The 23,079-nt window shown below is 68.8% G+C and carries 20 protein-coding genes and 5 pseudogenes; 9 read left to right on the top strand and 16 right to left on the bottom strand.

The window, feature by feature from the left end:
• Window position 1: 1 nt before the first annotated feature.
• From menC to ACT2CW_RS36875, 3 genes and pseudogenes are all read left to right on the top strand, one after another.
• On the top strand, window positions 2–1,138 hold the full coding sequence (menC, locus tag ACT2CW_RS36865) for an o-succinylbenzoate synthase (RefSeq protein WP_445519715.1): 1,137 nt from the start codon (window positions 2–4) through the stop codon (window positions 1,136–1,138).
• 2 nt (window positions 1,139–1,140) lie between these two features.
• Window positions 1,141–2,700, top strand: a complete 1,560-nt coding sequence (locus ACT2CW_RS36870; protein ID WP_445519716.1) for a GMC family oxidoreductase — start codon at window positions 1,141–1,143, stop codon at window positions 2,698–2,700.
• Window positions 2,701–2,822: 122 nt separating this feature from the next.
• Window positions 2,823–3,902, top strand: a pseudogene (locus tag ACT2CW_RS36875) (aldehyde dehydrogenase family protein); the annotation flags it as partial.
• Window positions 3,903–3,911: 9 nt separating this feature from the next.
• Here ACT2CW_RS36875 and ACT2CW_RS36880 read toward each other — a convergent pair.
• On the bottom strand, window positions 3,912–4,964 hold the full coding sequence (locus tag ACT2CW_RS36880; protein WP_445519717.1) for a serine hydrolase domain-containing protein: 1,053 nt from the start codon (window positions 4,962–4,964) through the stop codon (window positions 3,912–3,914).
• A 239-nt stretch (window positions 4,965–5,203) separates the two neighbouring features.
• Here ACT2CW_RS36880 and ACT2CW_RS36885 point away from each other — a divergent pair.
• The 3 genes and pseudogenes from ACT2CW_RS36885 (at window position 5,204) to ACT2CW_RS36895 (ending at window position 9,102) form a co-directional block, all read left to right on the top strand.
• Window positions 5,204–6,397 (top strand): annotated as a pseudogene (locus tag ACT2CW_RS36885) (IS110 family transposase).
• 159 nt (window positions 6,398–6,556) lie between these two features.
• Window positions 6,557–7,543, top strand: coding sequence for an agmatinase (speB, locus tag ACT2CW_RS36890; protein ID WP_445519718.1), 987 nt, complete (start codon window positions 6,557–6,559; stop codon window positions 7,541–7,543).
• Window positions 7,544–7,902: 359 nt separating this feature from the next.
• Window positions 7,903–9,102, top strand: coding sequence for a serine hydrolase domain-containing protein (locus ACT2CW_RS36895; RefSeq protein WP_445519719.1), 1,200 nt, complete (start codon window positions 7,903–7,905; stop codon window positions 9,100–9,102).
• Window positions 9,103–9,267: 165 nt separating this feature from the next.
• On the opposite strand, the gene ACT2CW_RS36900 is transcribed toward ACT2CW_RS36895, so the two are convergent.
• From ACT2CW_RS36900 to ACT2CW_RS36935, 8 genes and pseudogenes are all read right to left on the bottom strand, one after another.
• Window positions 9,268–9,582 (bottom strand): group II intron maturase-specific domain-containing protein, encoded by a 315-nt coding sequence (locus ACT2CW_RS36900; RefSeq protein WP_445519720.1) that lies wholly within the window; start codon window positions 9,580–9,582, stop codon window positions 9,268–9,270.
• A 192-nt stretch (window positions 9,583–9,774) separates the two neighbouring features.
• On the bottom strand, window positions 9,775–10,272 hold the full coding sequence (locus tag ACT2CW_RS36905; RefSeq protein WP_445519899.1) for a hypothetical protein: 498 nt from the start codon (window positions 10,270–10,272) through the stop codon (window positions 9,775–9,777).
• A gap of 5 nt (window positions 10,273–10,277) precedes the next feature.
• Window positions 10,278–10,331, bottom strand: a pseudogene (locus tag ACT2CW_RS36910) (hypothetical protein); the annotation flags it as partial.
• 116 nt (window positions 10,332–10,447) lie between these two features.
• Window positions 10,448–10,528 (bottom strand): annotated as a pseudogene (locus ACT2CW_RS36915) (hypothetical protein); the annotation flags it as partial.
• Complete coding sequence (locus ACT2CW_RS36920) at window positions 10,512–11,024, bottom strand: reverse transcriptase/maturase family protein (RefSeq protein WP_445519721.1); 513 nt, start codon at window positions 11,022–11,024, stop codon at window positions 10,512–10,514. The gene ACT2CW_RS36920 and the pseudogene ACT2CW_RS36915, both read right to left, overlap by 17 nt.
• A gap of 16 nt (window positions 11,025–11,040) precedes the next feature.
• On the bottom strand, window positions 11,041–11,472 hold the full coding sequence (locus ACT2CW_RS36925; protein ID WP_445519722.1) for a reverse transcriptase N-terminal domain-containing protein: 432 nt from the start codon (window positions 11,470–11,472) through the stop codon (window positions 11,041–11,043).
• Window positions 11,473–11,737: 265 nt separating this feature from the next.
• Entirely contained in the window at window positions 11,738–12,937 is a 1,200-nt protein-coding gene (locus tag ACT2CW_RS36930) for an MFS transporter (protein ID WP_445519723.1), read from the bottom strand.
• Between the two features lie 78 nt (window positions 12,938–13,015).
• The gene (locus tag ACT2CW_RS36935; RefSeq protein WP_445519724.1) at window positions 13,016–13,780 is read right to left on the bottom strand and encodes an SDR family NAD(P)-dependent oxidoreductase; all 765 of its coding nucleotides are present in this window, start codon (window positions 13,778–13,780) and stop codon (window positions 13,016–13,018) included.
• Window positions 13,781–14,078: 298 nt separating this feature from the next.
• On the opposite strand from ACT2CW_RS36935, the gene ACT2CW_RS36940 reads away from it, so the two are divergent.
• Complete coding sequence (locus ACT2CW_RS36940; protein ID WP_445519725.1) at window positions 14,079–14,684, top strand: nucleoside deaminase; 606 nt, start codon at window positions 14,079–14,081, stop codon at window positions 14,682–14,684.
• Between the two features lie 68 nt (window positions 14,685–14,752).
• Complete coding sequence (locus tag ACT2CW_RS36945) at window positions 14,753–15,784, top strand: LacI family DNA-binding transcriptional regulator (protein ID WP_445519726.1); 1,032 nt, start codon at window positions 14,753–14,755, stop codon at window positions 15,782–15,784.
• A gap of 393 nt (window positions 15,785–16,177) precedes the next feature.
• Here the strand turns inward: ACT2CW_RS36945 and ACT2CW_RS36950 are convergent.
• Window positions 16,178–16,504: pseudogene (locus ACT2CW_RS36950) on the bottom strand (site-specific integrase); the annotation flags it as partial.
• A 501-nt stretch (window positions 16,505–17,005) separates the two neighbouring features.
• Here ACT2CW_RS36950 and ACT2CW_RS36955 point away from each other — a divergent pair.
• Window positions 17,006–17,554, top strand: coding sequence for an IS5 family transposase (locus ACT2CW_RS36955; RefSeq protein ID WP_445519727.1), 549 nt, complete (start codon window positions 17,006–17,008; stop codon window positions 17,552–17,554).
• On the opposite strand, the gene ACT2CW_RS36960 is transcribed toward ACT2CW_RS36955, so the two are convergent.
• The 6 genes from ACT2CW_RS36960 to ACT2CW_RS36985 form a co-directional block, all read right to left on the bottom strand.
• Complete coding sequence (locus ACT2CW_RS36960) at window positions 17,538–17,696, bottom strand: hypothetical protein (protein ID WP_445519728.1); 159 nt, start codon at window positions 17,694–17,696, stop codon at window positions 17,538–17,540. The two genes, ACT2CW_RS36955 and ACT2CW_RS36960, sit on opposite strands and share 17 nt — an antisense overlap.
• A 4-nt stretch (window positions 17,697–17,700) precedes the next feature.
• Window positions 17,701–18,627 carry a VOC family protein gene (locus ACT2CW_RS36965; protein WP_445519729.1) on the bottom strand — a complete coding sequence of 309 codons (927 nt, stop codon included), beginning with the start codon at window positions 18,625–18,627 and terminating at the stop codon, window positions 17,701–17,703.
• Between the two features lie 33 nt (window positions 18,628–18,660).
• Entirely contained in the window at window positions 18,661–19,503 is an 843-nt protein-coding gene (locus ACT2CW_RS36970) for a fumarylacetoacetate hydrolase family protein (RefSeq protein ID WP_445519730.1), read from the bottom strand.
• Between the two features lie 266 nt (window positions 19,504–19,769).
• Window positions 19,770–20,723 (bottom strand): amidohydrolase family protein, encoded by a 954-nt coding sequence (locus ACT2CW_RS36975; RefSeq protein WP_445519731.1) that lies wholly within the window; start codon window positions 20,721–20,723, stop codon window positions 19,770–19,772.
• A gap of 42 nt (window positions 20,724–20,765) precedes the next feature.
• The gene (locus tag ACT2CW_RS36980; protein ID WP_445519732.1) at window positions 20,766–21,989 is read right to left on the bottom strand and encodes an acyl-CoA dehydrogenase family protein; all 1,224 of its coding nucleotides are present in this window, start codon (window positions 21,987–21,989) and stop codon (window positions 20,766–20,768) included.
• 293 nt (window positions 21,990–22,282) lie between these two features.
• Window positions 22,283–22,768 (bottom strand): flavin reductase family protein, encoded by a 486-nt coding sequence (locus ACT2CW_RS36985; protein ID WP_445519733.1) that lies wholly within the window; start codon window positions 22,766–22,768, stop codon window positions 22,283–22,285.
• Between the last annotated feature and the right edge of the window lie 311 nt (window positions 22,769–23,079).

The following is a 23,079-nucleotide window of genomic DNA, read 5'->3' on the forward strand; positions in this document are numbered from 1 at the left end:
AATGCACATCGATCGCGTCGAGCTGATCACGGTCCGGATGCCGCTGGTCCATCCGTTCACGACGTCGTTCTCGACACAGACCGAGCGACGTCCGCTCCTCGTCCGGGTCACGGCGACGCGGGACGGCCGCACCGTGACCGGCTGGGGCGAGTGCGTCGCCCTGGCCGATCCGTCGTACTCGCCGGAGTATCTCGACGGCGCCCGCGAGATGCTGCGACGATTCCTGGTCCCGTCGCTGCTGGACTGGCAAGCCGCGGGTCACACCGTCACACCGGAGGTCGTGGCGACCACGACGGCGCACGTGGTGGGTCACCGCATGGCCAAAGGGGCGCTCGAGATGGCGGTCCTCGACGCCGGCCTGCGCCTGGACGACCGGGCCTTCGCCGACCACCTCGGGGTCACGCGCGACGTCGTGCCGTCCGGCGTGAGCGTCGGGATCGAGTCGTCGATCCCCGATCTGCTCGACCAGGTCGGCGGCTTCCTCGACGAGGGATACGCCCGCATCAAGCTCAAAATCCAGCCCGGGTGGGACATCGAGCCGGTCCGTGCCGTGCGCGAGAGGTTCGGGGACGTGCCGCTGCAGGTCGACGCGAACACGGCCTACCAGCTCTCGGACGCACCGCTGCTGCGCCGGCTGGACCCGTTCGACCTGCTCCTGATCGAGCAGCCCCTGGCCGAGGACGACCTACGTCAGCACGCCGTGCTGGCGCAGCAGATCGCGACCCCGATCTGCCTCGACGAGTCGATCGTTTCGGTCCAGGTCGCCGCCGACGCGATCACGTGGGGCGCCGCGAGCGTCATCAACATCAAGCCCGGCCGGGTCGGAGGCTACCTCGCGGCACGCCGCATCCACGACCTCGCCCAGGCGCACGGGATCGCCGTCTGGTGCGGCGGCATGCTGGAGACCGGCATCGGGCGCGCCGCCAACATCGCCCTAGCCGGACTGCCCGGGTTCACGCTGCCCGGTGACATCTCGGGCTCGGGCCGGTTCTACGCCCAGGACGTGACCGAACCGATCGTCATGAAGGACGGCGTCGTCGCAGTGCCGGACGGGCCGGGCTTCGGCGTCGAGCCCCTCGCCGACGCGCTCGCAGAGCTGACGGTCGACGCAGTCGACGTCACGGCAAGGCGGGGCTGAGCATGCGTCCCGAGCCCCCCGTTCCCGAGGTCATAGTTGTCGGTGCCGGATCGGCCGGGTCGGCGCTCGCGGCGGGGCTCGTCCGGTCAGGTCGCCGCGTCCTGCTGCTGGAGGCCGGACGTGACTACCCGGCCTCCGCGCTACCTGAGTCGTGGCGCTCGCCCAATCCCCTGGCCGCGATCCTGGATCCCGGGAGTGAGGCGCTGCTGTGGGAGGACCATCTCGCCTCGCGGACAGCGACACAGGAACCCTCGCTCTACTGGCGTGGCAAGGGACTGGGCGGCAGCTCGGTCATCAACGGGCAGATCGCGATCCGCCCGCCTCTGGAGGACTTCGACGACTGGGCGGCCGACGGCTGCACCGGCTGGTCGGCCGACGACGTGCTCCCGTTCCTCGCCGACCTCGAGTCAGACCAGGAGCACGGCGACGACCCGTTCCATGGCGCCGACGGCCCGATCCCGGTGCACCGGTACCCCGAGGAGGCCTGGGGCTCGGTCGACCTCGCGCTGCGCGATGCGGCGCTCGCCGCGGGCCAGCCGTGGACGCCCGATGTCAACGCGCCGGGCGCGACCGGCGTCTCGCCCTACCCCGCCAACTCCGTCGAGGGCCGGCGGGTCTCCTGCCACGACGCCTACCTCGAGCCGCTCCGCGACAACCCGCTTCTCACGATCCGGGGCGGGGCGCTCGTCGACCGCGTCGAGTTGGAGGCGGGACGCGCCGTCGGGGTCCGTCTCGCGGACGGCGAGGTGCTGCGCGCGGACCTCGTCGTCCTCAGCGCGGGCGCCACCGCGACGCCCTCGATCCTGATGCGCTCCGGCATCGGCCCTGCCCAGCATTTGGCTGAACAGCGCATCGCGGTGCACGCGGACTTGCCCGTCGGCGAGGGTATGCAGGACCATCCCATGGCGCTGATCGGCATCCCGCTCACGGTGGCGGCGACGGCCAGACCCTGGGACCGCCACACGAACTGCTGCGTCAGGTACTCCAGCCGGATGACTCCGGACACGAACGACATGATGTTGGTCGCCCTCAACCAGAACGCCCTCGCGATGGCCTCGGCCGAGCCGCGGGCGGGTGCCGGCGCGGTCGGGGTTTTCGTCAACCGCACGTACTCACGCGGCACTCTGCGCCTGCGGGGCGTGGACCCCCGCACTCAACCCCAGCTGTCGTTCAACATGCTCGACGTCGAGCTCGACGTCGACCGGCTGGCAGCGGGGATCCGGCAGCTCGCCGAGCTCGTCGAGCACCCAGCTTTCGGCGCTATCGCCGCGTCGGACGTATGGGCGGCGAACGCCCAGTTGTGGGCTGTGCTCGACGGTCCTGAGGAGAGACTGCGGGACTACCTGCGTGCGACCGCGGTCGACACCCAGCACGCGACCAGCACCTGTCGCATGGGCGATCCCACCGCTGCGACGACCGTCGTCGATCCGGAGGGGCGGGTGCTTGGTGTCGAAGGTCTGCGGGTCGCCGACGCGTCGGTCTTCCCATTCGTCCCCCGCGCCAACACTCATCTGGCGAGCGTCCTGGTCGGCGAGCTGCTGGCCGCGCGCCTGACGACCTGAACCTGCGAGACGAGGAGCTGACGTGAGGCGTCTACACCACCTGATCGACGGAGTCGCCGTCGCATCGACCGATTCCGAGACCCGCCTGATCGTCGACCCGTCGACCGAGAAGGGTCGTCGCCCGCATCCCGGGCGGCTCCGCCGAGGACGTCGACGCCGCAGTGCGCTCCTCGGTGACGGCCCAGCACGGTTGGGCCGCTCTCGACCTGACCGAGCGCCTTGCGCTCCTCGCGCGGGTCGCCGACACCGTGGAGGAACACGTCACGGAGCTCGCCCGCCTCGAGAACCTCGAGATGGGTAAGCCGGTCCCGCTCGCGGAGCAGTTCATCGCCGGCGGCGTCGCAGGCTGGCGCCAGGGACTCGAGCGCGCCGGGACCTACCCATTCGTCGCCGACGTCACGGTGCCAGGCGAATCGGGGCGAACCGTCGTCGAGCGGCGCCCCCTGGGGGTCGTGGGGCTCATCATCCCATGGAACTTCACGATCACCTCGATCCTCGGGAGCCTGCTCCCTCTTCTGGCGGCCGGTGACACTGTCGTACTCAAGCCGTCGGAGAAGTCGCCACTGTCGGCGGCCCGGTTCGTCGAGTTGCTCGACCTGCCGCCCGGCGTCGTCAACCTCGTGCACGGCGAGCGCATCTACGTGCACCGGGCTGTCGCTCAGGAGTTCATCGCCGCGCTGGTCGATGCGGCAGGGGCGTACGCCCTCAACGCCGACCGTGACGGGAGGGGCCTCGGCCCGCTCGTCGACGAGACGCAGCGCTCCCTCGTGCACGCGCACGTCGCCGAGGCCGTGGAGCTCGGCGCGACGGTGCTGTGCGGCGGCGTGGTCCCGGACGGTCCCGGGTTCGGCTACCCCGCAACAGTCCTGACCGGCGTGACGGCCGACATGCGCCTGATGCGTGAGGAGATGTTCGGGCCCGTCGCACCCGTCGTCGTGGTCGACTCCTTCGACGAGGCCATCGAGCTCGCGAACGGCACGGGCTTCGGGCTTGCCGCGACGGTCTACACCCACGACCCCGTGCACCAGCAGCGCACTGGGGACATTCGGGCGGCGCTCGTGTGGATCAATGCGTGGCAGCAGGGCGGCGTCAACGCAACCTACGAACCGTGGGGGCTCAGCGGCGTCGGGGCCGCCGGCGCGGACGCCTCGTTTGACGCCGCGACCCGGCCCGTCTCGGTGCTGCTGGCCGCGACCGACTGACCTACGTTCTCAGGCAGTGCCGGGCGCGAGGTGCCGACGCACGAGCGCCGCGAGCGTGTCGGCCGGATTCACCTCGTCGGTCGACTTGTCCACGTTGGCGAGGACGACGATGGTCCTTCCCGTGCCCGGCTCGTGTCCCGCGAAGGCCTGGAAGCCCGGTAGCTCACCGTTGTGGCCCCAGATGCCGCCGAAGTTGGCAATGCCCAGGGCGTAGGACCAGTCCGTACCAGGCACGGGGACGCTGGCCAGGCGTGCCCGCTGGGTCTCCTCCGCGAGAAGGTCCCCTCGCACGAGCGCCTCGACCAGCACCACAAGGTCGTCGGCTGTAGAGATGGCGTTGCCGGCCGTCCACGCCCACGACGGGTTGACGTCGGTCGTGTCGACGAGCTCGGCACCGACACGGTGGTAGCCGCGCACCGTGGCGTCGGGAAGCGAGGTCCCGGCGGCGGAGCGCGGGGGCAGTGAGGTGTCGTGCAGACCCAGCGGGTCGAGCACGAGTTTCCGCGCGAGGTCCTCGACGAGGTCGCCGGTCACGTGCTCGGCCAGCATCCCGAGCAGGATGTAGCCGGCATTGCAGTAGTCCCAGGAGCTGCCCGGCGCGAAGCGGTGTGGTTCGCGGAACGCGAGGTCCAGCAGCTCCTGAGGGCCCCACACCCGGTCCGGCGTCGTGTGCGAGATCTCGATGAACTCCTCGGTCGTGTAGTCCGGCAGCCCAGCGGTCATGTCGAGCAGGCGACGTACCGTGACCCCACTCGGCACGCGCACGTGCGGCAGGTGGGCCAGGATGTCGTCGTCGAGGCCGAGCTCGCCCCTCTCGGTCAGGCGCAGGACCACGGTGGCAACGATCGTCTTGGTCACACTGCCCACGCGCAGCACGGCGTCGACTGCAAGCGGCTCGTCGGTCGCGATGTCACGGACCCCGAGGGCGACCGACCACGGCTCGCCGTCCGGCGACCGGACCGCAACGACAGCGCCGGGAACGCCGAGACGCTGCCGCTCGGCGTCAACTGCGGCGAACACCGCTGCGACGGTGGGGGACGGCTCCCGGGACAGAGTCGTCATGCGGTCCTCCCTTGTTCGTGGGTTGGACGGGCCGTCGTAAGGTCCAGAGGCCCAGAGACGCCGGGTATGGCTTTCATGCGGTTGCCCTCGATAGTTCCGGTCACCTGGCCGCCCGGTGTCTCACGACGACTCGGCCGCTGATGAGGAGTTGCGAACGCCTTCGGGTGGATCGCTGAGTAGGACCACGTCGGCGAGGTCGTCCGGGGAGACAGAGCGTCATCGAACGGCCGGAGGAACTGGTGGCCCAGATCTGGGCGGGTACGGACATAGGCGAGACCCATCACCACTGCGTGGTGCTGACCGCGCAGGGTGAACGGCTGCTGTCGCGGCGTGTGCTGAACGACGAGCCGGAGCTGCTGGCTCTGCTCGCCGATGTGCTGGCCCTCGGCCAGGACGTGGCCTGGGCGGTCGACGTCGCTGACGGCATGGCCGCGCTGTGGATCAACGTGCTGCTCAATCACGGCCAGCACCTCGTCTACATACCCCGGCCTGGCCGTCAACCGGGCCTCGGCCGGCTACCGCGGCATGGGCAAGACCGACGCCAAAGGAGGCCACCGTCATCGCCGACCAGGCCCGAATGCGCCGGGACCTGACGGTCCTGCTGCCGGACGACGAGCACGCCATCGAGCTGCGGGTCCTTACCAGCCGCCGGACCGACCTGAACGCCAATCGCACCCGCCGGATCAACCGCCTGCGCGGCCAACTCGCCGGTATCTTCCCGGCCTTGGAGCGGACGCTCGATCTGGGCAACGTCGGCCCGCTGATCCTGCTGACCGGCTACCAGACCCCAGCCGCCCTGCGACGCACCGGCCGCAGCCGCCTGGAGACCTGGCTGCGCAACCGCAAGGTCCGCAGCCCAGGAAGCCCTGGCCGAGGCCGTCCTTGAAGCAGCCGAGCGACAGCACACTGCCGTCCCCGGGGAGAAGATCACCGCACAGGTGATCCACACCCTGGCCAAGGAGGTGATGAGCCTCAACGAGCAGATCGCCGAGATCGACAAGCTCATTCCGGCCCGGTTTCGCGACCACGGGCTCGCCGACGTGATCGCCAGCATGCCCGGCATCGGCCCGCTCCTGGGCGCCGAATTCCTCGCGGCCACCGCTGGCGACATGAGCCGCTACGGCACCGCCGACTGCCTCGCCAGCCTCGCTGGAGTCTCTCCGCTCCCGCGGGACTCGGGCAACGTCAGCGGCAACCTGCACCGACCTCGGCGCTATCACCGCGGCCTGCAACGCGTCTTCTACACCTCCGCACTCATCAGCATCCGCAGCTGCGACGATTCGCGCCGCTTCTACGAACGCAAACGCTCCGAAGGCAAACGGCACACCCAGGCTGTGCTTGCTCTGGCCCGTCGACGCGTGAACGTCCTGTGGGCTCTCATCCGTGACGGACAGTACTACCAAAGCAACCTCCGCTTCACTTCCGCAGCTTGACAACATCATTAGGAGGTGATTGTCCAGCAGTGGGTTGCGCGCCGCATGGTGCGAACGACCGACAGGAGATGGGGGTTCTCGGTCGATCGCCCGATCTCCCAGGGCCGTCCTCCTCCCTACGCTCGGTCGTGCCCCGCTCACTCACCAGGAGGAATCACGATGGCCGAGGACCAGTCCGCGACTGAGACCCGCACGATCATCGGGCCACCCGACGCGCTCCTGGCGATGCCGCGATACGCGGGCGCCTCAACCTTCGCGAGGCTGCCCCGGCTCGACGAGGTCGGCCGGGCCGACGTCGCGGTATTCGGCGTGCCATTCGACTCCGGCACGACGTACCGCCCCGGTGCGCGGTTCGGCCCTGAGGCCGTGCGGGCCGGCTCGAAGCTGCTGCGCCCCTTCCACATCGGGCTTGACGTAGAGCCGTGGGAAACGCTGCAAGTGGCGGACGCGGGCGACGTCGGAGTGACGCCGTTCGACATCGGTGAGGCGATCGGCCAGATAGAGCAGGCGGCCCGAGGGCTCTACGCGAGCGCCGATCGCATCGTCACACTCGGCGGCGACCACACGATCGCGCTCCCGATGCTGCGGGCGGCCCACGCCCAGCACGGCCCGGTCGCGCTCGTGCACTTCGATGCCCACCTCGACACGTGGGACAACATCTTCGGTGCTCGCGTGGTGCACGGCACGCCCTTCCGTCGCGCGGTCGAGGAGGGACTGCTCGACGTCCACCACTCGGCCCATATCGGTATCCGCAGCACCATGCCGTCAGCGCAGGACTTCATCGACGACAAGGAGCTCGGCTTCGCGACGATCACGACGCTCGAGATCGCACGCCGCGGGATCGACGATGTCGTCGACCGCGTCCGGTCGCGCGTCGGCGACCGTCCGGTGTACGTCAGCATCGACATCGACGTGCTCGACCCGGCCAACGCCCCAGGCACGGGAACACCTGAGCCTGGCGGTCTCACGACCCGTGAGCTGCAGATGATCCTCTTCGGCCTGGCCGACCTCGACGCGATCGGCGCCGATGTCGTCGAGATCGCTCCGGCGTACGACCACGCGCAGATCACCGCGCTCGCCGCGGCCGGGCTCACGTTCGACCTGCTCGCCATGATGGCGCGGCCGGCAACCCCCTGGGTCGGCTGACGCCGCGTGGCTCCCTCGCCTGCGGGTAGTGACGCTCGGAGGGGGGCTTGTTGGTGTATGAGGCGGTGGCTGGCCTGGTGTGCTGCTGGTTCGTTGAGAGGCGGGGTGGGCGGTGTTGGTGGGGAGGCCGGTGTGTGTTGAGGTTCCCCCGAGATGCGGGGAGAGGTGACACCAGGTCAGATCGGTCTCACGAGAGGGGACCAGACGATGCCTGCCCCGAGGAAATACCCGCTGGAGTTGCGTGACCGCGCGGTGCGCATGTATCGCGCCGCCGACCCAGTTCTGTTCGATTCGATGGAGGAATAGCGACAATGAGGTACAGGCTTCGTCGGCGGGGTGGTCAGCAAGGGAAGCGCCTCGTGGCCCTGGCGACGGTCACCGCGGCGATTGTTTCGGGGATGATGGTGTCGGGATGTGGGCCGGACGTCGCGAATGCGGAGGTGGAGCCATCCGTTCGCAGTGCCACCGCGTCACTGCGAAGTGACCTCGAGAAATATCTGGACGCTCAGGGCACTAAGGATCATTTCTCAGCGGTCTCCCTTCGGGTGACCTATGCCGATCAGCGACCTGATATATCGGTCGATGCGGGGACGTCCCGCTACGGCGGTGGTCGACCGGTGAACAGCAAGGCGCTGTGGCAGATAGGCAGCAACACCAAGGCGTTCACGTCCGTGCTGCTGCTTCAACTGGAGGCCGAAGGAAAGCTGTCCATACGGGACAAGCTGGGAAAGTGGCTTCCCCAGTATCCGGCGTGGCGCGATGTCACCATCAAGCAACTGCTGTCGATGACCAGCGGCATCCCCAGCTACACCGAGCAGAATGCGTTCCTGAAGGATTTCGACGCCAATCCCTCCACACGCTTCACGCTGGAGCGCCTGATGTCCTATGTGGAGGGCCTGCCACTGGGTCCCGCGAAGTACGAGTACTCGAATACGAACTACCTCCTCGCGCAGATGATTGTCGAACGAGCGTCGCTCGATACTTACCATGAGCGGCTCGCCGAGCGCATCATCGAACCTCTCGGAATGAACGACACCTGCCTCCCCCCGGACTGCCCTCCGGACACGGCCTCGCGCATGCCGACGCCGTACTCCACCCATTCCGTCCTGCCGAAGCATCTCAACAAGTCACTTCCTCGGCTCCGCCTGTCCTGGGCGCAGGGGGCGGGTGGCCTGGTGAGTTCACTGAGAGACATGACGGCTTGGGACAGGGCGCTGTACAGCGGTCGACTGCTGCCCTCAGCGCAGCAGCGCGAGCTGGAGTCCCTGGTCTCGGCGAAGACGAGTAAGCCCATCAAGAGCGTCACGGCCGACGATCCCATGGGTTTCGGGCTCGGTGTCGTGAAGTTGGTCCATCCTGTGGCCGGGACGGTCTGGGCCTATGAGGGGGCCACTTATGGAAACCGGGTGCTGCACATGTACTTCCCGAAGACTGGCATGATCATCGCCATTGCTGTCAACAGCGCCGTTGGCGAAGGGGACACGCTGCCCGACCTCGCCGGTACCGTCTACAAGACTCTTTCGGCGCAGAAGGCACAGGCGCTCCCACGGCACCAGTAGCCCCGGAGCCAGCTGCGTGACTTCCAGGTAGCTGCACTGCGAGGTCTGAGCTCCCTTCTTCCTGAGTAGGGTCGGGGACTGGCACGGTGGCTTCCGCTCCGTTTCCAGTCCCCGCCGCTTCAAACCGTGCATGCGGTTCTCCCGCACACGGCTTTCCGACATCGTTCACCGACTGGCATGCGCCGTCGTCCTGTGCACGTTTCCGGTGAGGCGGTAGACCCCGAGCCGGGTGATCCATCCGTAGGTGAATCGGGTGGTCCAGTTCCGGCCTCGGAGTCTGTGTTTCCGGCTGGCGAAGATGGCCAGCCGCTCGTGGACGTAGTCGTCGACCGCGTTGAACTTCCGTCCGGAGTTCCCGTTGCGGAAGTACGCCGCCCAGCCCCGCAGCACGGGGTTGAGGTCGGCGACCACGGCAGACACCGGCCGTTCGGTCTTCGAGCGGGAGGTCGCCGCGCGGATCTTGTCCCGCAGTACGCTCATCGCTCGGGCCGAGGGCCAGCGTTGCAGGTAGAACCTGCCTCGCCATTTCCACGATTCCATCTTCCGGTGGTGAAAGCGTCGGGTAGCGGGGACGCATTGTTGCGTCCCCGCCCCCTAAGAACCGGGCGTGCCCACTTTCCAGGCACCACGGCTCAAGCAAGCCCCGAGGACGACGAGGTTTCCGCTTCGGCGTCATGGCTGGTGCACCGCCCTTCCGGCAAGGATCTGCCGTCGGCAGTACGCGTGGAGGAGCCGGTAAAAGGTCCGGGCCTGGCCGTCGACCTGTTCGACGATGTGCTGTTTGGCCAGCATCCGCCGGACGGTCATGAACCACTGTTCCCACTCGCGTGGGCTGCGTGGTTCGTGCTCGGCGTGCAGAAGGAGTTCCCCGCAAGCGGGACAGCGTCCGCCTTGGCTTCGCAGAAGCCGGGCGGTGTGCTCATCCACGGGCGGCGCCTTCTTCCTGTGCCGCCGTTCGGTCCAGTACTCGGTCAGGGCGGGGTCATCCGGAGAGGCTCCGCCGTGGACCGGGACATGCCGGACGATCTTCGTCCAGACGAACTTGGCGAGGTAAGCGCCGCTGTCGCGGTCGCCGAACACCCACCGGTCCTGCCGGGACTTGTGGAACTTGCCGAAGTAGCGGTCGCGACCCAGCCCCTCGACTTGTTCGGATGCGAGCGTCTGGCCCACCGGTAGGTGAGGTGCCAGACGTGGTGGTCCAGGCCGGTGAAGACCCGGCCGGAGACCACGCTCCGGTGGGAGTGATGAGCAGCTTTCCGCTGCCCTGCCGATCGACGTGGCGGCGGATGTCGAAGCCCAGGAACGAGAACTCTTCCTCAACGTGGACGATGCGTGTCTTGTCCTCGTTGAAGCGGAGTCCTCTCGGCTCCAGCCAGGCCGTGAGACTGGCCTTGACCTGCTCGGCCTGTTCACGGCTGTGACACATCGCCACGTAATCGTCGGCTTATGCCGTGTGCCGGGTTATGCCGAGTTCGGCATGGGTCCGCGTACCTCACCAGCACCGGGCTTCCGCTCTGCGCACTTCCGGCGTCTCTGCCGGTTGTGTAGTAGCGGACGCCTGCGGCTTCCTCCATCCCGTGCAGGGCCACGTTGAAGAGCAGCGGGCTGATCACTCCGCCTTGCGGAGTCCCCGCCTCGGTCGGGGCGAATCGGCCTCGGTCCACGGCCCCGGCCTTCAGCCATTGCCGGACCAGTCCCCGGGCGGGGAAGGTGCCGAGCGCGGCCATGAGCCGGTCGTGGTCGATACGGTCGAACGCCGCCGTCAGGTCCGTGTCGAGCACCCACACACGCTGCGGGTTCTTCCCGTTGAGCGTGGAGTAGATGGCCCCGATCGCGTCGTGACAGCCGCGGCCGGGCCGGAAGCCGTACGACTTCGGCTCGAACCGCGCTTCCCACTCGGGTTCCAGTGCGCCCAGTGCCACAGCTTGCAAGCACCGGTCAGCGATCACGGGGAATCCCGAGGCCGCGCTTCTTCGTGGTCCCCGGTTTGGGGATGAACACCCGCTTGACGGGCTTGGGGATCCACGGCCGGGCGCGGTGCTGGACCCAGTGGGCCAGGGCGGCCTTGGACTGGGACATCAGCACCACCTTCCCGTCGACTCCCGCCGTCGCGCGTCCCGCGTTGATCTCCGTGACCCGCCGCACGCTCAGGAGCGTGTTCGACCGGGACCGGAGCATCAGCTTCTGCAAGTTGCGGACCTTCTTCAGGTCCCCTGCCTGCGATGCCGTGAAGATCCTCTGCCGCAGACGCCGTACGTCCTCCTCGGCCCGGCGCCAGTCGACCGACGCCCAGTCCAGGTCTTCGCCCGCGGGTCCGTTCACCGTCGCGGCGGCCGGAACGGGCGAGGCCGCTCCGTCCCTGTCCGTCATGGCGTCCAACTTGTCCCTCGGGTCCGTCGTCCTTGTCCAGTGAGTCCGCACGGGCTCACCTGGCCCACGTCAGCACCCTTTCGGGTCCGGGCAGTGCACCCGTATCCGGACGGTTATGCGGGGCGACCGGCGGAGAGGCCGGTCATGCTGCCCCGGGTTCCCGTTTCCTTTCGGCTTCCGGCATTGGCTTCTTGGGCCATCCTGTTCCCGCTGAGGAGTTGAGCCTTCCTCGCGGTCGGCCGACCGGGCAACGAAGGCCCGGACCTCAACGGGGTGAGGCCAGGACGATGCCGTTGAACGTCAGTCCCAGCGCGGCGACGAGGACGAAGACAATCCACTGGTGGGAGTGGCTCAGGGCCACGCCGGCCAGGAGCAGCAGGCTCGCGACCATCCCGACGCGCAGGGTCATAAGCCAGGAGTGGCGTCCAGCGATGGACCCGGCGACGGGGGCGGCGATGGCCCCCAGCAGGGCTGCGGGGGTCAGGAACATCAGCGCCGTTGTACTGGCGCTCAGGCCGAACCCGGCCGTGCTGTCCTCGGCGATGATGACGACACTGAAGGTGATGGCCGCGAACACGCTGGCCAGGGACAGGACGGTGGCCAGCAGTACCGGCCAGATGTGCCGGGAGGCGAGGTGGGGGATGGGAACGAGGGCGTTGTCCTTGCGGCGCTCGAAGGCCCAGAAGGCAACGATGGCCACGACGGCTCCGACACACCAGACGAGGGCCGTCGCATCGGTCCAGCCGCGGGCGGACCCCTCGGATATTGCTTCGCTGAGGCAGACCAGGGCGAATGCCATGAGAAGCGCTCCCCACCAGTCCATGCGGCCGTTCGGCAGTGGGGCTGAATCGCGCGGAATGACCCGCCAGGACGCGGCCATCGCGGTCAGTCCCAGGACGAGGATGACCAGGAAGATGGACCGGAAGCCCAAGTTGTCCGCCATCACGCCGCCGAGGTAGCCGTCCACGCCGCCGGCTCCGCCGTTGATCGCGGACACGAAGCCCACGCCGAGGCCGAACAGGCGGGGCTTGAGGTGCTTCGACAGCAGCAAATAGGCGAAGTTGAAGGTCGCGTTGGACGCTCCCTGCAGGGCTCGTCCCACCAGCAGCACCTGCAGGTTGGGTGCGAAGAGGCACAACAGTGTTCCGGCGGTCAGCACGGACAGCACCACAAGCAGGGTGCGGCGCCGGCCGAGGTAGTCGCTCCAGCGCGTGAAGATCATGCCTGCGACGGAGCCGAACAGGAAGAAGACCGACGAGATCTGCGAGATTGAGCTGACGCTCACGTCCATGTCCCGGGCCATGTCGGGCAGCGCGGGCGAGAGCATGCTTGCGCTGAGCTGGTAGGACAGCACGCCGAGGATGAGTGTGGCGGTGAGGACGGCGGCCTTCTTCCCTCCGTAGCCGTGCCCGTCCTGGTCGTCCCCGTTGTTGTCGTGCACCTGGGGCGCCGGTGAAGTGTTCATGGCTTGCCTTCTTGTCCGGGAAACAGTGAAAAGCTGCGGGGACGACGCAACGGCGTCGCGCTGGAGGACGAAGGGGCGTCAGTCGCGGGTGCTGCCACCGTCGACGTTGAGGACCTCGCCGTTGATCGAACGGGCCGCCGTCGAGGCCAGGAACACGACAGCGGCGGCGATCTCCTCGGGGGTCTGCATCCGCTGGGTCGGGATGGACGACTCGAAGGCCTTGCGCTGCTCGTCCAGCGGCATCCCCGTCTGCGCGGCGACGTCGGCAATGACCTGGTCGATCATGGCCGTGGCGACGGTCCCCGGGGCGATGCTGTTCACGGTGATCAGGGGGCTGAGGTCCAGAGCCCCGGCGCGGGTGAGGCCGATGAGTCCGGCCTTGGAGGCGACGTAATCGGGCTGGTTGGGGAAGGCGTGGCGGCCGGCCACCGACGAGATGTTGATGAACGAGCCGTGCGCGCCGGTGCTGATCAGGCGGCGGCCGATCTCGCGCTGGATGACAAAGGCGCTGACCAGGTTGACGTACAGCGTGCGCACGAAGGCGTCGGTCGGCACGTCGAATCCGTCACGGTTGGCGTACAGCCCGGCCGCGTTGACGACGATCTGCGGCACCTGGTCGAGATCTCCCACGGCCTGCTCGACCTTGACCGTGTCGGCGAGGTCCACCACCGTGCCGACGACGCCGTCGCTGCTGGCATCGATGCGGTCCCACCCGTAGACGGTCGTGGCGCCGGCGGCCAGGAGCGCGGCGGTGATGGCTTTGCCCATGCCGCCGGCGGCACCGGTGACCAGTGCGACGTTGCCGACAAGACTGAAGGGGCTGGACTGGTTACTCTGAGTCATTGATCTGCGTCTCCAAGCTGCTCTTTTCGGCCGACCGGCGGATACCGCCGGGGCCGGAACGCCGGCGCCGTCGGCGCACGGAACGTTGCTGGTCACCTGACGCGCAGAAAGCGCATATGGAGCGAACCGGGGCACTTCGCCTGGCCAGTTACCTCGGGGAACGTAAGAGCGTTATGCGCATAACGCAATGGTGCTGAAAGCTTGATTTCATCTGGTGGCAATTCGTACGGTCACCGCGGATCGTGCCGCCGCCCAGCGCGTGACGCCCGCGATCCCCCGCGCAGAACAGGGAGGCATCGTGCCCGTCGACACCCCCATGCCCGGAAGCTACGGCGTGCGCATTCCCCCGTGGCTCGCCGCGGAGCAGGCCACGCTCCCCGTGCGCATCACCGACCGCACGGAACGGATGCGGATGGTGAATCGAATAGCTGCCCGCAACGTGGAAGAGGGGACGGGCGGCCCCTTCGCCGCACTCGTACTCGACAGCGACACCGGCGATGTCGTCTCCGCCGGCGTCAACCTGGCCCTGTCCGCCAACGTCGCCTCGGCGCACGCCGAGGTCGTGGCCCTTTCACTCGCCCAGACCCGCGTCGGCGACTGGAACCTCGGCACCGACCCCGCCCGCCCTCGCGTACTCGTGGTGAACGCCCAGCCGTGCGTCATGTGCCTGGGCACCCTGATCTGGTCCGGCGTGAAGACACTGGACTTCTCGGTGCCCGGCTTCGAAGTCGAGCGCATCACCGGGTTCGACGAGGGCCCGGTGCCCGCCGACTGGCGCGAGCAGCTCGAAAAGCGCGGCATTGCCGTCGACACGGGGCTGCTCCAGGAAGAGTGCTCGACGGTTCTGGAAGACTTCAGAAGCCGCGTGGCAGCAGGCACGATTACGCTCTACAACGGCGGATGACCTGGACTTCTGCGGGCCGTCCGGCCCGCAGAAGCGGCCTGGGAAGCGGTCTCGAGGGGCAGTCACAGATGGCACACCAGCACGACCCCGGCCAACGGCCACCGACCTCATACGACGTCGCGCGCCTGGCGGGCTGCTCCCAGGCGGCAGTCTCCTTGTGGGTGACGGGCAATCACGTCGGACGGCTGAGTGTCGATCTTCAAGCCCGCATCGCCGCGGCGGTCAGTGAGCTCGGCTACAGCACCAACCGGGCGGCGCAACGCCTGTCGACCGGGCACGGCAAGACCATCACCTTCTTCTTCCCCGGCTTTCGGTACGACTACTTCGGCAGCATCCTCGACGGTGTCACTCAAGTCCTCGGCCGCAGCTGGGAGATCAGATTCGTCGACCTGCGGCCCCTGGAAGACCGCCATGCTCCGGAGTCGCTGTTTCAGGCGGCCTGTGGAGCGGACTCCACGGTCATGCTCGTCGCCAGCCCTTCCAAGAGGGACCTCGAGGCGCTCGCCCTCCTGAACCGCCATCGCATCGTGGTCATCGACGCACCCGAATGCCCGCCGGGCGCCTCTCTTGTCCACTACGACATGGCTCCCGCCATCGACCGAATGAGCGCGCACCTCGCCGCGCTTGGCCACCGATCCATCGGCTACCTGGCCCTGGCGGGCGCCGCCTCGATGACCCTGGAGCACCGCGAGGCCGTGCTCCGTGCCGCCACGGAGCACCACGGAAGCCGCATCACGCACACGGCCGAAGCCGGCACCGGCGCGGGGGAAGACTCCGCCAAACTCCAGCACACTCTCAGTGCGTGGCTGGGGGCAGGGGTCACGGCCCTAGTATGCGCCGACGAACGCCTTGCCTATGCCGTCTTGCGCGTGGCCAGCCGCAGCGGGATCCGTATCCCCCAGCAGCTGTCGATGGTCTCCTTCAACGACAGCGACGTTGCGGCCTTCCTGCGTCCGGGGCTCGCCTCGATCCGCTTGCTCCCCGAACCGCTGGGCTCCAAGGCGGCCGAGATCATCAGGCGAAACCCCAAGAACCCGAGAATGGAGTCGATCGCGGCCGAGTACATCGCGCGTCAGTCGGCTGCACCCGCCCGGCGGTAACACACTTGCGGTCCCGCGCGCGGGGGCCCGGCCTTGGGGCCGGCGTCGCCCCCTCCGGCCTCGGTATGGCCACGGATGTAGTGTCGGCCTCGGCGAGCACGACAGCGACGGGGCACTCCCCGCCGACCGCTTCACGAACGAGTTCCCCCTCCGTCGGAGAGTCGGCACACCGTGAAGGCCACAGCCGGTGTCGTCCGACCCGTCCGGGGCCAGCCCGTGCAGCCCCTTGCGGAACAGCTCGGTGAAGTCCGGCTCCAGGTACTTGATCGTCACATACGGCTTCGGCGTGCGGTGGACTGCCAGGTTCACCTTCACTTCCCTGCCGGTCCCGGCGAACAGAGCCCGCGCGGCCCGGTAGGTAAATGGCTCGGCCGTCGCGTACCCCTCGTTGATCGCCCGCCGGTAGAACAGCGACAGGATGCTCATGTGCTGGCCCCACGTCGTTGCCGCGAACCGGGCTTTCAGCGGGCCCGCTGCCCGGTGCTCGGCGTACCGACTCAGGCCCGCCTTCAACCGTTCCCGCGAGTCGAAAAGCTCCACCCCGTGGTCAGCCAGGAACTCCGTCCACTCCTTGAGGACGCGAGCGTAGTTCTCCCACGAGCTCGGCGCCGGCGCCCCGCTGGCCGGGAGCTCACGTAACCACCGGTTCACGACCGCCGTCGCACGTGGCGCGGCCGGACCGTCCTCGAAGCACAGATCGTCGTCGACGAGCACGGGCATCCCCTGGCGGATCAGCGGCCGGTGCTCGATGTCCCAGGACTCCCAGCCCCGGGAAGAGAAGAAACTCAGGATCACGAGCGCCGACAGTAGAAACACCACACGGCTCAGCGCAAAGCCCAAACCACCAGTCCACCAACCCAGTTGGAGTCAATCGCAACACGGAAACTAAGCAGAGATAATGCGGCGCAGGTCGTGAGGTGTCCAGTTGGTGCCCAGGTTCTGCTGGGCTCGCTGCACCACCCGTCGCATCGCCCAGTAGGTCAGCGGCCGGTCTTGACCGTGTCGAGTTCGCCGACGCCTTCAGGAGCTGCAGATCGAGGCAGATGCCGGTGACCCGGACGGGGCATTCGCCCGCCAGGTGTCCCGGCAGGAGTGGGCCGTGAACATCGACTCGACCTCCTGCCGGGCGCATCAGCACGCGGCCGGGGCGCCCCGCAAGCCTCCGGCCGACCACCCGCAAAAGGGGGCGGGGCCCGTGAGGAGGCAGATGGGCGCGAGGCGTTGGGACGCTCGCGGGGCGGGCTGACCAGCAAAGTGCATCTGCTCTCCGACGACCGGGCCCACCCGCTGCACTGGCTGACTTCGCCAGGTCAGCGCGGGGACAGCCCGATGTTCGCCGCGGTGCTGAACGGCTTACGCATCCAGCACCGCGGCCCGGGCCGCCCGCGCAGCCGGCCGGACCGGGTGCGCGGCGACAAGGCGTACTCCAGCCGCAACAACCGCGACTACCTGCGACGGCGCGGCATCAAGGCCACCATCGCGCAGCCCGACGACCAGCGGGTCCACCGCAAGCGCCGCGGACGCTCCGGCGGTCGGCCCCCGGCCTTCGACAAGACCCAGTACCGTCGCCGCAACGCGGTCGAGCGGTGCGTGAACAAGTGGAAGCAGTTCCGCGCCGTGGCCACCCGGTACGACAAACGCGACTACATCTTCAACGGCACCCTGACCGTTACCGCGATCGTCATCTGGCTTCGCGACACCGTCCAAGAGCCATCAGAAACGGCCTACGCCCCGACGCACCGTCCCGGTGTGGCTACCGGCGTGCGGTGAACCGTTCGTCGGGCCGTTTGTGCAGCCAGCCACGATCGGCGAGCTTGGTCATCTTCGCCCGCAGCGGTTCCAGCTTCCCTCGCACCGCCACCTCAAGCCTCGCCACATCGTGCACAGGTATGGTCTGAGGTTCTCTGCTCATGGTGTTACCGCGTCTCACTGTGGGTGCCGGTCATGAGCGCGGCGAGGTCTTCGGGGGCGAGAAAAGAGGGCGGGGGCGGCGGGCCCCAGTTGAAGAGACCCTTGGCTCCTTCGAGGACTTCCGGGGTCCACAGCTGGTCGTTGACGACGCAGTCCATGTCGGAGTAGTACTCGCTGAAGTTTCCGGCCGGGTCCTTGAGATACCAGAAGAAATTGGAACCGGCGTGATGGCGGCCCAGGCCCCAGACATGGCGGTCGGGATGGTCTTCCAGCATGGCGGCGGCACCGCGGCCGACCTCGTCGATGTCGTCGACCTGCCAGGAGGAGTGGTGCAGGAAGGCGACCGGGGCGGCCAGGACCAGGATGTTGTGGTGGTCGGTGGAGCAGCGCAGGAACGCCCCGTGGCCCTTGATGTAGTCCGAGGCCTTGAAGCCGAGGCCGTCGCGGAAGAAGACGGTGGTCGCGTCGAAGTCGGTGGTGCCGAGGACGGCATGGCCGAGCTTGCGGGGGCGGACGCGGTCGGTACGCAGTACACCGGGGGCGCGCTGGTCGGTGCGGTCAGCGCGTCCGGGCCCGTTGTAGAGGGTGGCTGCGATCGGTTCCTCCAGGAGGCGGGGGGTGACTTCGAGGACGGCGCGAACTCCGGTGGGCTTGTCGTACGCGGTCAGGGTGCTGCCCGAAGTGTCGCTGGCCATGCCCAGACGGTGCAGGCGTGATGCGGCGGCGGCCAGATCGTCGCGGGTGTCGGCACCGATGCGCACCTCGATCAGGCGACGGTGGGCGGTGTGCACGATGCGCAGCTGACGGCCCGCGTCCCGCGAGGCGAACCAGCCTTCCTCGTCGGGTTCCAGGCCGAACTCGGTGTAGTACGCGGCTGTCTCGGCCGGGTTGGGGACGCCCATGGTGATGGACGTGAGGCGGTGCAGTGCCATGAGAGGGACTCCTTTGTCCGTCGGGCCAGCGGGTCAGGCGACGAAGGTTTGGCGCAGTTCGCCGATGCCGTCGATGGTGGACACGAGTTCGTCGCCGGCGGCCAGGAAGCGCTGCGGGTCTCGGCCCAAACCGACGCCGGCTGGGGTGCCGGTGAAGATGACGTCGCCCGGCAGCAGCGTCAGGACTGCGGACAGGCCGGCGATCAGGGCGGGAACCGAGAAGATCAGGTCGCGGGTGCGGCCCTTCTGGACCTCCTCGCCGTTGATGGCACAGCGCAGTTCGAGGTCGCCGGGGTTGTGGAACTCGTCGGGAGTGACCAGCCACGGGCCGATGGGGGCGAAGCCGGGGAAGGACTTGCCCAGGCTGAACTGGGGGGCGGGGCCGGCCAACTGCACGATGCGCTCGGAGATGTCCTGACCCACCGTGAGTCCAGCGACGTGGCTCCAGGCGTCGGATTCGGTCACCTTTTGAGCGCGGCTGCCGATGATGGCGACGAGCTCGACCTCCCAGTCGGTGTGCCCGCCCGGCGGCAGGTGCACCTCGGTGACGGGGCCGCTGACGCTGGTGACGTACTTGGTGAACACCGGAGGCAACCCCTCGGGAGTGACGAACCCGGACTCCGCGGCGTGGTCGCGGTAGTTCAGGCCGATCGCCAGCATCTGGCGAGGGGCGGGTGCGGGAGACCCCAGCGTGCTCGCCTCGAAAGGCTTGCCCGTCGGCAGGTCCGCGCCGGCCGCCCAGGAGCAGAACTCGTTCCAGCGCTCGTAGACGGCCTGTGGGTCGGCGGAGAACAGGCCGGCGCTGGCCTGCTCGACATCGACCGCACGGTCCTCGACGATCAAGGCCAGGCGGCCGGAGAGGTTGGCGATACGCATGGAAGCACTCCTGACAGGGAACGGACGACGGTCCTTGCAGCGACCACTGCCGGCACGCGAAGAGCGGGCCGGTGAGCGAACGGACCGGGATGGACGACGAACAGGGAGATATGCGAGCGTCAGACAGACCCTTGTCCACCAGCCCCGCTCGCCACGGGGCCCGGCCCCTCGCCCGTCGGCATCTCGGTGCTGCTCGCGTCGCTGACGTTCGGTGCCACGGCTCCGAGCAGCCGCTCGGTGGCCCGTGGCCCCGGCACTTGCCCGGCTCAGGCGAGGCGGGGGAACAGTGTCTCGGCGCCTGTGCGGTCGATCGAGGCGCGAGTGGCGGGGTCCGTGTCGTAGGCCTCGAGCTTGCCGGCGAAGCGACCGACGCCGGAGTCGTCGACGTAGGGGAAGTCGGAGCCGAAGTGCACGTGGCCCGGCTTGGCAAAGCTCAGGAGGCTGGGCAGTGCGCTGGGTCCGGCCGACAGCGCGGTGTCGAAATGGAAGCCGCGCAGGCCCTCGCGGACCTCGTCCTCGCTCAGTCCGGAGGCGAACAGCGGGCTGGAGCTGGCGAGTTCGGTGAAGCGGTCGGCGGCATACGGCACAAAACCGCCGGCGTGCGACAGGATCATCGTCAGGTTCGGGTAACGCTCGGGCACGCGGTGCAGAACAAGGTTCAACGCCGCGCGGGTGGTGTCGAGCAGGAAGTCGGCCAGCGCCGCGGTGAGGCCGGGGACGCCTGGTCCAGGCAACTCGGCGGGGTGGATGAAAACCACCAGGCGGCGGCGGTCAAGCTCGGCGAACACCGGCTCGAAGGCCGGATCGCCGAGGTACGTGCCTCGGTGGTTGGCCAGGAGCACCACGCCGTCGGCGTGCAGGTCGTCGTCGGCATGGGCGATCGCGTCCAGCGCGCCGTCCACGTCGGGCAGCGGGACCGCGGCGAACATCCCGAAGCGGTCGGGACGGTCCTTGACCAGTTCGGCATGCAGGTCGTTGACGCGCGTCACGAGCTCACGGGCGGCGGCGTCGTCGCCGAAGTGTGTACCGGGCGCGGAGAGCGAGAGCACACCGGTCCCGATGGAGTGCGTGTCCATCATCGCGAGCGCGCCCTGCGGGCTCCACGAGGGCAGCACACTCGATGACCAGCTCACCCCGTCCGGCCCGTCCGTGCCCAGGGCGTCGAGGGCGTCGAGGTACACGCGGGGCAGCAGGTGCTGGTGGACGTCGATCCGATTCATGTGGTTCTCCTCCTGGGCGTTGCCCGAGTCGGCAGGGGACTCTCAGACGAGGTCGGTGACGGTGCCCCGGACGCCGAGCAGTGCCTTGCCGTAGACCTCGGTGCTGACCTCGGGATTGACCAGGGCGTGGCGACTGGCCGCCTCGCTGTCGCGCCAGATCCGCTGCAGCGGATTGGACTCGCCGAACGACGCCACACCGTGGACGGAGCACAGGATGCGGATCGCCTCGCGGGCCTCCGTGATGGCGACACCGGTGTCCATCCGCATCCGGGCGCGGGTGTCGTAGTCCGGGTAGACGCCGGACTCGGCGGCCTCGTCGATCTCGGCCGCGGCCCGGTACGCGTGCAGTTGCGCCGAGTCCACCAGCGAGGCGGCGCGCGCCACGGCGAGCTGCGTTGTCGGCGCCTCGGCCTGGCTCGCGTAGTACGTGTAGGTCAGCGGGCGCCGCATGGCCTTCTCCACCACCAGATCGAGAGCTGCCTGTGCCAGCCCGAGCTGCGGACCGGCGAGCACGAGGGCGGAGACCGGCACGTAGGCCGCCCGGTAGAGGGCCTCGCCGTCGTAGGGGGTGGCGTAGCGGCCCTCGATCGCGTCCGGCGCGGAGTGGAAGCGGTGCGTGGGCACGAACACCGCGTCGGCGTGCAGGGTGTTCGACGAGGTCCCGCGCATTCCGGTGACGAACCAGGTGTCCTCGATCGTCAGCTCCGCCATCGGCACGAGCACGATGCCGGTGGCGTCCTGCGTGCCCTCGGCGTCGGGACGGGAGACCCCGAGCAGCGCCCACGAGGCGTGAGCGGAGCCGGAGGCCGGGCTCCAGCGCCCGCTGACGACAAAGCCGCCCTCGACCGGGCGTGCGGTGCCGGTGGGGGCCAGCACGCCGGCGACGTGCGTGTCGAGGTCAGCCGTTCCGCCGCCCCAGACCTCCTCCTGGGCCTGGGCGGGGAACTGACCCACGTACCAGTCGCAGACATTGAGCAGGGTGGTCACCCACGCCGTCGAGCCGCAGGCCCGCGCGACCTCACGGGAGACCTCCAGACTCGTGCGGGTGTCCGTCTGCAGGCCGCCGAAGCGCGCGGGCCGCAGGATCGAGAGCAGACCGGACTTGGTAAGGCCGGCCACGTTGTCCACGGGCACGTCGCGCTCCCGGTCGGCCTGTTCGGCGTGGCCGGAGAGCAGGGGCATCAGCTGCGCGGTGCGCTCGACGAGGTCGGCCCGCAGCTCGCGCGCGGCATCGGTGGTGTTCGGACGATCCAGGATGATGCTCATCGTTGTCTCCTGCGTGTGGTCGTGGCGTCTGTTGTGATTCGTGGCGTCTGTTGTGGTCGCGAGCCGGCGGGGTCAGCTTGTTGATTGCGAGGCACGAGTGTGTGGGCCGGCTCAGCCGGGATGCCGCAGCGCACGAAGGCCCGGAACCCTCCAGCGACGCCTTGGTGGCCGGTGGCCGCTCGGCCGATGGCTCGCTTGGCGTCACGAGCGAGCACCTCGTCGCCTCGCTGGCAGCTCAGTCGTCCGGGTCGCCACGATCACCCCGCTTCGGTTGACGACCCGGGATCGCGATGTCAGATGTCCCACCAGGCGAAGGAGTGGGTGGGCACGTGTATGGCGCGGGCGCGGTCGAGGCGGGCCAATCGGCCGCGGTGGAAGATCAGGGGTTCGCGGCGCCTGCTGGCAGCGGACAGACACCGCACCCGGCCCACCACCGCCGTGTGGTCGCCCGCGGGGAAGTCGTCCTCGACGTCGCACTCGATCCAGGCCGCCGCTCCGCCGAGACGCGGCCCGGCGTGGTCGGCCGGCTCCCAGTCGCCGACGGCGAAACGGTCCGCCGTCTGGCTGGCGAACGCCGCGCACACCTGCTGCTGGTCCTCGGCCAGTACGTTCACGCAGAAGCGCCCCGAGCGGATGATCCCCTCTGCGCTGGCCGACTGCCGACCGCAGTAGAAAACCACGAGAGGCGGTTCGAGGGAGGCGGAGGTGAAGCTGCCCACCGTGACGCCTACCGGGCCCTGCGGTGTGGTGGCGGTCACCACGCACACTGAGGTCGGCACGTGGCCGAGTACGCGGCGTAGTACGGCGGTGTCGGTTGCGGGGGCGGGCGGCTCCGTTGCGGTAAGGGCGGATGCGGACACAGCGACCTCCAGGGGAGCGGGAGCCGGGCGATGCGCCGTGTGCGTTTGCTCGCGAGCGTCAGCGGCGCGGGTCTCGGCCCAGTGAATCCACGGTTGCCCGCGCCTGCCATTGGCTCGGCGCCCAAGTTACGCGCGCGATCCTGGGCGCCCGGGCCAAGATGCCTCCGAACTGGTCCGGCGGCCCAAACAGCGGGACGAACTCTGCGGCCCGGGACATACGACAGCGACAC

The organism is Streptomyces sp. NEAU-174, assembly GCF_052665095.1.

Bases quoted from the DNA above. Each gene is read 5' to 3' on its own strand.
- ACT2CW_RS36975 (WP_445519731.1), bottom strand. From the start codon at position 20,723: ATGAATCGGATCGACGTCCACCAGCACCTGCTGCCCCGCGTGTACCTC.
- menC (WP_445519715.1), top strand. From the start codon at position 2: ATGCACATCGATCGCGTCGAGCTGATCACGGTCCGGATGCCGCTGGTC.
- ACT2CW_RS36925 (WP_445519722.1), bottom strand. From the start codon at position 11,472: ATGACGGACAGGGACGGAGCGGCCTCGCCCGTTCCGGCCGCCGCGACG.
- ACT2CW_RS36945 (WP_445519726.1), top strand. From the start codon at position 14,753: ATGGCACACCAGCACGACCCCGGCCAACGGCCACCGACCTCATACGAC.
- ACT2CW_RS36930 (WP_445519723.1), bottom strand. From the start codon at position 12,937: ATGAACACTTCACCGGCGCCCCAGGTGCACGACAACAACGGGGACGAC.
- ACT2CW_RS36900 (WP_445519720.1), bottom strand. From the start codon at position 9,582: ATGAGCGTACTGCGGGACAAGATCCGCGCGGCGACCTCCCGCTCGAAG.
- ACT2CW_RS36970 (WP_445519730.1), bottom strand. From the start codon at position 19,503: ATGCGTATCGCCAACCTCTCCGGCCGCCTGGCCTTGATCGTCGAGGAC.
- ACT2CW_RS36870 (WP_445519716.1), top strand. From the start codon at position 1,141: ATGCGTCCCGAGCCCCCCGTTCCCGAGGTCATAGTTGTCGGTGCCGGA.
- ACT2CW_RS36935 (WP_445519724.1), bottom strand. From the start codon at position 13,780: ATGACTCAGAGTAACCAGTCCAGCCCCTTCAGTCTTGTCGGCAACGTC.
- ACT2CW_RS36980 (WP_445519732.1), bottom strand. From the start codon at position 21,989: ATGAGCATCATCCTGGATCGTCCGAACACCACCGATGCCGCGCGCGAG.
- ACT2CW_RS36965 (WP_445519729.1), bottom strand. From the start codon at position 18,627: ATGGCACTGCACCGCCTCACGTCCATCACCATGGGCGTCCCCAACCCG.
- ACT2CW_RS36960 (WP_445519728.1), bottom strand. From the start codon at position 17,696: ATGAGCAGAGAACCTCAGACCATACCTGTGCACGATGTGGCGAGGCTT.
- ACT2CW_RS36880 (WP_445519717.1), bottom strand. From the start codon at position 4,964: ATGACGACTCTGTCCCGGGAGCCGTCCCCCACCGTCGCAGCGGTGTTC.
- speB (WP_445519718.1), top strand. From the start codon at position 6,557: ATGGCCGAGGACCAGTCCGCGACTGAGACCCGCACGATCATCGGGCCA.